Source organism: Arcicella sp. GW458-12-2-14-TSB2 (assembly GCF_059423785.1).
In genome coordinates, this window is sequence record NZ_JBWKYN010000211.1 from 1 (window position 1) to 9,358 (window position 9,358).

Annotated in this window: 7 protein-coding genes; all 7 read left to right on the forward strand. The window is 30.7% G+C overall.

What is annotated here, in order from left to right:
- Nucleotides 1–268: 268 nt before the first annotated feature.
- The 7 genes from AC07XN_RS21430 (at nt 269) to AC07XN_RS21460 (ending at nt 9,189) form a co-directional block, all read left to right on the forward strand.
- Nucleotides 269–1,840: an N-acetylneuraminate synthase family protein gene (locus tag AC07XN_RS21430; RefSeq protein WP_309924375.1), complete on the forward strand. Its 1,572-nt coding sequence runs from the start codon at nt 269–271 to the stop codon at nt 1,838–1,840.
- A 99-nt stretch (nt 1,841–1,939) separates the two neighbouring features.
- Entirely contained in the window at nt 1,940–3,202 is a 1,263-nt protein-coding gene (locus tag AC07XN_RS21435; RefSeq protein WP_494744532.1) for a hypothetical protein, read from the forward strand.
- A 323-nt stretch (nt 3,203–3,525) separates the two neighbouring features.
- Nucleotides 3,526–3,801: an acyltransferase gene (locus AC07XN_RS21440; RefSeq protein ID WP_494744537.1), complete on the forward strand. Its 276-nt coding sequence runs from the start codon at nt 3,526–3,528 to the stop codon at nt 3,799–3,801.
- Between the two features lie 28 nt (nt 3,802–3,829).
- Complete coding sequence (locus AC07XN_RS21445) at nt 3,830–5,101, forward strand: hypothetical protein (protein ID WP_494744533.1); 1,272 nt, start codon at nt 3,830–3,832, stop codon at nt 5,099–5,101.
- Nucleotides 5,102–5,125: 24 nt separating this feature from the next.
- Nucleotides 5,126–6,646 (forward strand): lipopolysaccharide biosynthesis protein, encoded by a 1,521-nt coding sequence (locus AC07XN_RS21450; RefSeq protein ID WP_494744534.1) that lies wholly within the window; start codon nt 5,126–5,128, stop codon nt 6,644–6,646.
- 123 nt (nt 6,647–6,769) lie between these two features.
- Entirely contained in the window at nt 6,770–8,116 is a 1,347-nt protein-coding gene (locus tag AC07XN_RS21455) for an O-antigen ligase family protein (RefSeq protein WP_494744535.1), read from the forward strand.
- Nucleotides 8,117–8,211: 95 nt separating this feature from the next.
- Nucleotides 8,212–9,189, forward strand: coding sequence for a glycosyltransferase family 2 protein (locus AC07XN_RS21460; protein ID WP_494744536.1), 978 nt, complete (start codon nt 8,212–8,214; stop codon nt 9,187–9,189).
- Nucleotides 9,190–9,358: the final 169 nt, after the last annotated feature.

The window sequence follows — 9,358 nt, forward strand, 5'->3', positions numbered from 1 at the left end:
ATAGAATAGTATAAATATCGATAAAAATTTATTTTCAAATTATGGTATTAATTTTGCTAGAGATATACAAAACTAATTGTGTATCAATTAATTAACATTCATTTTGTAACTGTTGTTTTTTGAAATAGGTAAGATTTTTATTACTTCTCTACCTAAGATTCAATCATAAGAATTGCTAATAAGAAATTGACTCGACTTGGCAAAAGAAGTAATAGACATACGATATAACACATTATAATAAATTATAAATTCTTCAAAAAGTAAAATTATGGAGGCATTCTCGACCCAAATCAGAAATATATTTTCAAAATCTAAGACCGATAGAGTTTATGTACTTGGTAAAGGAGCAAGTTTAGGGAAAATTGCTAAATCTCAATTAGAAGATGGAGTTGTTATCAATATTAATGATTCAGAGCGCTTTTATGCAGGAGATATTGCTTTAGTACATAGTTTGTGGGCTTATCAAAGTATCAAAGAAAATGGCTTCAAGGCTTCTTATTATATCTCTGATAAGCAAATGCCGGATTCAGTTCCTAGTATGCAAGTATCATATTTCCCAGATACTTATGAAACGACTGAAAGCTATTTATTTTCAGCACATGGTGAAGAACTTTTTATTTCAGATTTTTTGTTCCTTTCAGCTATCCGTCTAGGAGTTGTTATGGCCAAAGAATTAAATAAAAAACTTGACATATATTTTCTAGGTTTCGATTTTGGCAGTGATTCTAACACAACTTTAATTGAAGATTATTCAGGACATAGTCAACAATTCAGAGATGCAGTTCTTCGTACACAAGAAGATACTTTTATCAGAATCAAATCTTATATAGAAACTGACGTTCCTTCAATCAACCTTCTTCATGTTGGTAGAAAACCTTATAGTGATATTTCTGTAGGATTGTTTAACCAAGGGAACTTTAGTGATTTTGCTGAGCATAAAAGTAACAACGACCTTTATTTAGGTGTAAAAGAAAAGATTTTTGCAGGTATTCCTATGGTTGTGGCCGAGCTTACTAATAATCACATTGGTGATGAGAAGCGTCTGAGAACAATGATTAGAATGGCGAAGGATGAAGGAGCTGACATTATTAAAGTACAAAGAAGAGATGTTGATTCATTTTACAGCGAAGCTGAATTAGCAAAACCTTATAAATCTCCATTTGGTAATACCTTAGGTCATTATCGTAGATCAGTTGAGCTAACAGATGATTTATTTAAAGTATTGATTGATGAATGTAGGAAAAATGAAATTTTCTGGTTTACATCAGTTTTAGATAAAAACTCTTACGAATACATATTGCAGTATAATCTTCCACTAATCAAGCTTCCAAGTACAATTTCTAATCATAGAAATTATCTTAAGCATGTGGCAGATACTTTTGATGGTGATATTGTTGTATCAACAGGTTTTACTGATAAAGAATATGAAGAATTTGTATTAAATGAATTTACTACAAACAACAGGTTGCTTTATCTTCTACAATGTACGTCTTCGTACCCTGCGCCACCAGATGCATGTAATATTGCGGTAATTCGCCACTATAACGAAATACGCCACGAACGTTTCCCTAACATTATTCCAGGTTATTCTAGTCATGACGTAGGGGCATTAGCTTCACAGATGGCAATAAGTGCTGGAGCTTTGATGATTGAAAAGCACGTTAAATTAGGTAACCTTGATTGGGTACACTTTGACAGTGTTGCGTTGGATATCACTAAAGGAGAGCTAAGACAATTTGTTGATGATGTTAAAAAAGCGACGATAATATGTGGTGAAAAAGAAAAGAAAGTTCATGCTAAAGAACACCACAAATATGTTCCTAATGATAAAAGTAATTAAAGTTAAAGAGGGTTCTCTTTAATTAAATAAAATAGATGTATAGGTTGTGACCAATCTATACATCTATTAATCTTACTAACTGCTAATTAAAAATTATATATGAAATTATTATTTATAATCCTAACCAGTGCTTTATTACTAAGCTGTACTGAAGACTTATTACTAAGTCAATCTCTTTTAGATACTAAGGTGGAACCAAGTATGGCTATCTACATTGGTAATGAACTAATCAAAAGTCAAAAGACTATTTCAAAAATTGACGCAGAGGTATATGCCCATGATTCAAAACTTTTGATTCACAACGGAATAGGTTATTGTGCTTATTACAGTAATCATACAAGTACCAATGAGGGAGCAGGCGGACAATCCGTTAGACTATCTATTTTTGATATCAATAACCCTGTTGCTTCCAAAAAAATATATGATGTTTTTGAAGAAAGCCACGTATATAGTACTGTAAAACTAGATAAAAATACACCTTGTTATACGCCTGTTTTATTTAAAACAGCAGATGGCAAGATTCGTATTTTATCTAAAATATATGTTAATCAAGTTCAGAAATATTATTACAGAGATTTTAATCCTGAAACCGCAACTTTTACAGAACCTCAGGTTTGTAAAATAGGTAATAGTAATTCTAAAGAAGTGAGTGATTTTGATTTATCTAATGTCAAAGGACAAATAAAAAGTGCATTTAATAATAATTATAAGTTGAGTACAGATTATATGTTTGCTACTACAGATCCTGTCATTACTGATGACGGAACGTATATAGGCTTAACATTAGGTAAATTTACAGAAGACTGGAAAACAGATGAAGGCACTACTGTTATTATGAGAACCAAAGACGCGGGTAAATCATTTGAATTCATAGGAACACCATATCCAATTAATATAGTACCGAAATATAATAAGCAAACTGTTGAAGGTGCATTTCTATTTAATAATAGTAAAGAAGTATTGATGCTCGGTAGAAATAGTATTGGAGGAATATTTTTAACAAAAAGTATCGATGGCGGAAATACTTTCTCTACGCCATTTAGTCTTAATGATAGTTGTTCTTTTACTAGCGTAGGTAGTAAAATGAGTTTTGTTAAGATTAGAGATGGTTTTTTATCTGCTTGGAATACCAGTGAGAATTTTGGAAAGTACAATGTAAGAACAGTCCTTGAAATTCGATATGGGAAAAACAGTAACGTATGTGGTAATGAAGCCAAAATTATCATTAAAAATGAATTTGGTTGTCATTATCCATCAATTTACAAATATGGAGATAGCTATTACATTACCTATACAACAGATACACGTCGTTTAAATAAAAATAGTACTGGTGAGATTGTATTTGCCAAACTTCCATTTTAAATAATTTGGATTTCATTATGAAAAAAATTAAAAATTTAATTCCTTCAAGCATCAAGCAAGCTTTATACCTTTGGAAGGATTCCTTAGAATGGTTTTTCTTAAATAGGATTATTTCCTCTTTCCCATCTCAAAGAATAAGAATTGCTGTGCTAAATTATATGGGAGCTACCATTCCCAAATCTACAGCTGTTTATGGAGGAAATGAATATAGAAACCCTAAAGGACTTACAATTGGAGAAGGAACAGCTCTAGGTCATAGATGTATATTAGATGCAAGAATGGGGCTAGAAATAGGTGAAAATGTATGTTTTGGTACAGAGGTGATGATTTGGTCCTTACACCATGATTATAATGATTTACATTTTAAAGCAGTCGGTGGAAAAGTAACTATCAAAAAATTCGCTTGGCTTGGCTCAAGATGTATTCTTTTACCGGGTGTAACAATTGGAGAAGGAGCAGTAGTTGCTGCGGGCGCAGTTGTAACAAAGGATGTTCCAGCTTATACTATAGTAGGCGGAATACCTGCAAAGCCAATTGCTAAGAGAGAAGAAAAAGAGTATGATTATTCACCAAATGGCTATAAGTTACATTTGGTTTAAATTGATGAATTGAAAACTATAGAGAACTATGCTGGATGATAAGAATTATAAATATTATCAGATTTTAAAACAAAAACTTATTTTTTTAAATGATGGCATCGACTTTAGTAAAGTTTTGGCTCATGACATAGCAAGAGTTGCTTTTAACCAAAGTGATTCAGTCGTATTTAGAGAAATATTATACAATTTCAGCTCTGAAATTGATTTTACTGATCTAAGAAGAGCTATGGAAAATAACAGATTTGTATGTTTATATTCTGTTGATAGAAGTGATTACAGCCATCAAATAGCGCAAACGTTTCAGGGTATTGAAAAATATGAAGCCGTATTGTTAGGAAAGTTGCCAAGAAATAAAACATTCAAGCCTTTCCGAATATTAAAAGCTATTTTTTTTACTTTGTTTAAAGTTGGTCTTGGCCAAGAAAACCTTAATAATGTATTTTTTCTAGCAAGTAAAATAGTATCTTATAAGAATAGCCAAGAATCATTAAAAAAACAATTTAAAGGTTTTGATTATTCAGATAAAACATATGTTTCATTCAATAGTGCTTATACATTTGAAAGCCTGATTACTCAATTTTTTAATATCGCTCAGTGCCCAACGGTATCCCTTTCTCATAGTTTCTTTGTGAATTATAAAAAATTTATTCCATTAGATATTATTAATGCTGAATGTATTACTGCTCAGAAACTTTTAGTTTGGGGAGAAACCTCAAAGCATGATTTAAAAGTAACACATAAAGTACCAGAGAATATTATTGAAATAGCGGGCAATCCGAAGTATGATAAAAAATCAATTAGATTAAAAAATACCTTTAAAAGATGTGTTGTCTTATTAGGTAGAAAAATTTATGAGGATACTAATATTGACATTGTAAAAATCTTGAAAGACTTCCTTTCTATTGAACCAAATGTACAATTCGAACTTAAATTACATTTATCGTTAGATAAAACGTTTTATGAAGGATTATGCGAAGGAAGTAGTATAACAGTAATAGATGGTAAGGAATCACTTGTTGAATTGTTTGAGAACAAAGGATATGATTTTTCTATTGTTAATAATTCTACAGCATATTATGAAGCATTATATTATGACTTGATTTGTTTTAGATTTCTCCCTGCCGAGAATGAAGCATTTGTTGGTATGGATGATCATTTTAGTGATGCAAATACTTTATTAGAAAGAATTAATTTTTTCAAACAAGCTGATTTGACTCAACTAAATACCAATTTAGAACAATTGTTAAAAGACACTATCGGGATGGGAGTTAATAGGTATAAAGAGATACTAGAGGCCTAGTAAGTAGTAATAAAACTTTGCACAATGAGTAATATAAAAAATATTTTTAGTGGGGTGGCATGGAGTCTTATTTGTAATGTTACAAATGCTGCTTACGGTTTTTTTTCAGTACCACTTTTGTTAACCTATTTTGGTAAAGAAAAATATGGCTTGATAGGAATCGCTATTTCAGTGAATATCTATCTGAAAATCCTTGATATGGGATTTTCATCGGGAAATGTAAAGTTTTTCTCTTCTTACCTCGTCAAGAATGATTATGACGGACTAAGAAAATTATTCCAATCTAGTTTATTATTTTATCTGGTAATCGCTTTTGTAAATGCCTTAGTGCTAGTGAGTTTGAGCTTGTTTTCTTCTCAGATATTTCACTTAAGCGCTACAGATGATGAAATTTTTAAGCAATTAATATATATTCTTATTATCACTTCCTTTCCTGTTTGGGGAGGAAATGTAATGGAACAATTATTACGATCTAATGATTTAGTAGGATGGCAACAAAGAATATTGTTGTTAACTAAAGTGGCTCAGTTAGTAGTATTATTCCTTACTATTTATTTAAAGCTTAACATTATTTCATTTTTTGCACTTAATACTTTGTGTTCTGTTATAAATATTCCTTTTTATGCTAGCAGAATCAATAAATTAAATTTAGGAATATCCTTTTTGCCAAAATATTATAAACAAGCTATGGCGGAAGTATTGCCTTATTGCTTAAGTATTTTTTCTTTTGGGATTTTCCAATTTTCTGCTAACTATCTACGACCAGTATTTTTAGGAATAAAGTTGGGTTTAACTAGTGTTAGTGATTATAGGGTAGTAGAGGGTATTGCAAACCTTATATTAATACTAGGCTCTAGTTTTGTAGGTGTTATTTTACCGCATGCTACCAAAGTGCGAGAGTTAGGGGATAAAGAAAGTGAGATGAAAATTGCCATGGATGGAACTAGATATATTACCATTTTTCTAGGCCTAATAGTTTTCGGATTCACGCTTTCTTCCAAAGAACTTATTATTTTGTATGTAGGAGAGAAAAATGCCTATTTAGTACCATGGCTTAATTTATGGGTGTTTTCATTGTTAGGACTACATAACTCAGCATTGTCAAGCTTAGTATTGGTTAGTAATTCTTTGCGGACAATTATCTATATGTCGGCATTTTCAACGATATTCTCGCTTACACTTGCTTGGTTTTTAATGGATAGTTTTGGGATGGGTGGAGTTATCATTTCATATACCTGTTATGTAGTATTTCAAGTAGCTTATTATTATATTTATTATTATCCAACTAAATTGAAATACAATTCATTTAAGATATTTACTGAATCATTCCTATTTCCCATTGCTGTAATTGGTTTTATTGGAATAGCAGTAAAATGGATATTCTCGATGCAGACAATAAGCAATATATGGCTACTTATCATTGTAAAAGAATCTGTTTTTGCGCTAATTGCTTTAGTGGTTATTTATCAATTTTTATTTACAAAAAGTGATAAAGAATATATAATTGCTTTTGTTTCTAAATTTTTGAAGAAAGATTTAAAGTAGTTTTCGCATTTGTCCAAATCTTATTATGTTTTATTTAGATTAAGATTAATAATAGAATAGTTAAATTATACAAAAATGGAGGGATTGCTTATACAGTTATTTGCGTTTTTCATCGTATTTCGCATGTACAAAGCCGAAGGTGTGGATAGACTAGCATGGTTTATGTTTGGTATACTGTTTATCTCGGATAATTTTGTAATGTTTCAAGCATATCCAACTACCTCATCTAGATTTTTTATTTTTTTTTTATTTTTAATACAATTAGTAAAAAGCAAATTTTGGGTAAAAGTAAAATACTTTCCTTTAAAGGCAAGTATATCGTTAATACTCATAGGTTTTTTGATTATTGCTTTATTTGACTCAAGACTTAATCTTAATCTTGTTAAGATTTTAAACAGAAGTTTAGGCTATTTTTTTGATAATTTTTTCGTAATGGTACTAACGTTTATGTTAGTAAGAGACATTAATGATTTTATAAAAATTTATAGAATTATCTTATTCTTTTTCCTTGCCTTTGGTGTATATGGATTTTATAACTATGTAACAGGGAATAATTTTTATTCAGCATTTGTCAGCCATGCTTTCGGTTTTGTTGACTATGCTGAAGTATATACGTCTGGACACGACGGGCGATATAGGATTACCTCATTCACATGGCACCCTATTTACTACGGTTTTCTATTAACAATAGCAATCCTCATGAATATTTTCTTGTTAGGTAACCTATCTTTCAAGAAAACAAATAAAAACCTTTTTATTGCCATCCTATTGATTTCATTAATCAATTTGTTTATGGTTAACTCAAGGACGCCTTTCTTTGCATTCTTAGGAGGAGCTGCGGTCTATTTTATATGGGGACTAGAGTTGGGCAAGAAAATACAAATTGCCTTTATTACAATTTTTGTGATGAATTTGGCTATTACTTTCATTCCTCAGGTTAATGAGTTTGTAAGTAACTCTTTTGATACTTTTTCTAGTAGAGGGTCTAAGCTTGAAGGTAGTTCTGTGGAACTTAGAAATTATCAGTTAGCTTCATCGGTATTGATTTTTAATAAAAGCCCAATAACAGGAAATGGTTTTTCATACATAGAAGAAAATTTAGGATTTAAAGGGAAGGTAGAAGATAGAGCCAGTGACTCATCTTTTGCAGGATTTGAAAGTTACCTCTATAAACTTTTGATTGAACAAGGCATTGTAGGGATGGTTACTCAACTAATCTTTTCAATAGCGCTTATCTTATATTTAATACGTAATTATCTGCTTGCTAAAAGTAGCTTTGCTAAGAGGCTTGCCATACTCACCTTAGGGATGTTCTTAAGTTTTCTATTATTTATATTTGGAACAGGTGACTTAGGAACCTTTAAATTCTTTATGGCTATTTTAGGAATTAATATAAAAGGATTGGAATACTTTAAGTATGCAGATAGAAAAAAAGATGATTTTCAATCGGAAAAGTTGATACCTGTATAGTTGACTATAGAAAAAAAAACAAATAAGCCGATGTATATTCAATTGAAAAATGGATAATTCTGTAAACAAATTTATACAAATAGATTACAAGTAATATGACAGACACACTAAATGAAAATACTTTAGCTATAGTTATACCTGCGTATAAACACAACTTTCTGAGAGCTACCTTAGAATCTCTTAATCAACAAACCAATAAAAACTTCACGGTATATATAGGAGATGACAACAGCCCAGAAAAATTGTGGGATATCATTGCTGATTTTACCACTTCATTGAATATTAATTATAAAAAATTCGAGGAAAATTTAGGAGGTAAAGATTTAGTAAGTCATTGGAATAGGTGCATCGAGTTGGTAAAAGAAGAAACATGGATATGGCTATTTTCTGATGATGATTTAATAGGCTTGAATTGTGTCGAAACCTTTTATAAGTATATTGAAAATAACCCAGCAATAGAATTAGTCCATTTTCCTGTCAAGGTAATTAACCAAGATGGCGTAGAAATAGAGAATTTCGGACATTCCAAGGAATTCCCTCCAGTACTCACATGTGTTGAATTTTATGCTGAAAAAACCAGAGGAAACATTCAAAGCTTCGTAGTAGAATATGTATTTAAACGTACCCTTTTTGAACAGGAAGATGGATTGGTCAATTTTGATTTAGCTTGGTGTGCTGATGATGCCACTTGGGTAAAATTTTCAAGAAAAAGTGGTATTCATACTGTAGAAGGAGCATACGTTTATTGGAGATATAGTGGACTAAATATATCATCTCTAACGGGTAATCTTTCTGTACTACATAGAAAACTAGAAGCCAAACTGAGTTATGTATCTTGGGTTAATGCGTTTTTTAAAAAGCACGGAATCACAAACACACTTGATAAGGTTTCATTAACAAATTGGTTTTTGCTTGAGGTTAAGGAAAATCGACAATTACCGATTCTGAATCGATTGAAAATAACATACCATTATACAAATCGCTTATTGGGTATTTTAGGTGCTTTTATTTCTTGCTTATATATTTTAGCATTTTCTGCAAAAAAAGGATTATTATTTGTGAAATCAAGCTAGAAATAGATAAAGTAAGTAAGGATAAATGGCTATGTGATTAAGCATCACATATAAAATCAAGAATAGCCTTTAGAGTATTAAAAATTATAACAGTTTATGAAAAAAACGCTTTTAATAACAGGTGGAGCAGGGTTTATTGGTTCTCATGTGGTTCGGTTATTTGTTAATA

Coding starts and splice junctions, on each gene's coding strand:
- AC07XN_RS21430 (WP_309924375.1), top strand. CDS start 269: ATGGAGGCATTCTCGACCCAAATCAGAAATATATTTTCAAAATCTAAG.
- AC07XN_RS21435 (WP_494744532.1), top strand. CDS start 1,940: ATGAAATTATTATTTATAATCCTAACCAGTGCTTTATTACTAAGCTGT.
- AC07XN_RS21440 (WP_494744537.1), top strand. CDS start 3,526: ATGATTTGGTCCTTACACCATGATTATAATGATTTACATTTTAAAGCA.
- AC07XN_RS21445 (WP_494744533.1), top strand. CDS start 3,830: ATGCTGGATGATAAGAATTATAAATATTATCAGATTTTAAAACAAAAA.
- AC07XN_RS21450 (WP_494744534.1), top strand. CDS start 5,126: ATGAGTAATATAAAAAATATTTTTAGTGGGGTGGCATGGAGTCTTATT.
- AC07XN_RS21455 (WP_494744535.1), top strand. CDS start 6,770: ATGTACAAAGCCGAAGGTGTGGATAGACTAGCATGGTTTATGTTTGGT.
- AC07XN_RS21460 (WP_494744536.1), top strand. CDS start 8,212: ATGACAGACACACTAAATGAAAATACTTTAGCTATAGTTATACCTGCG.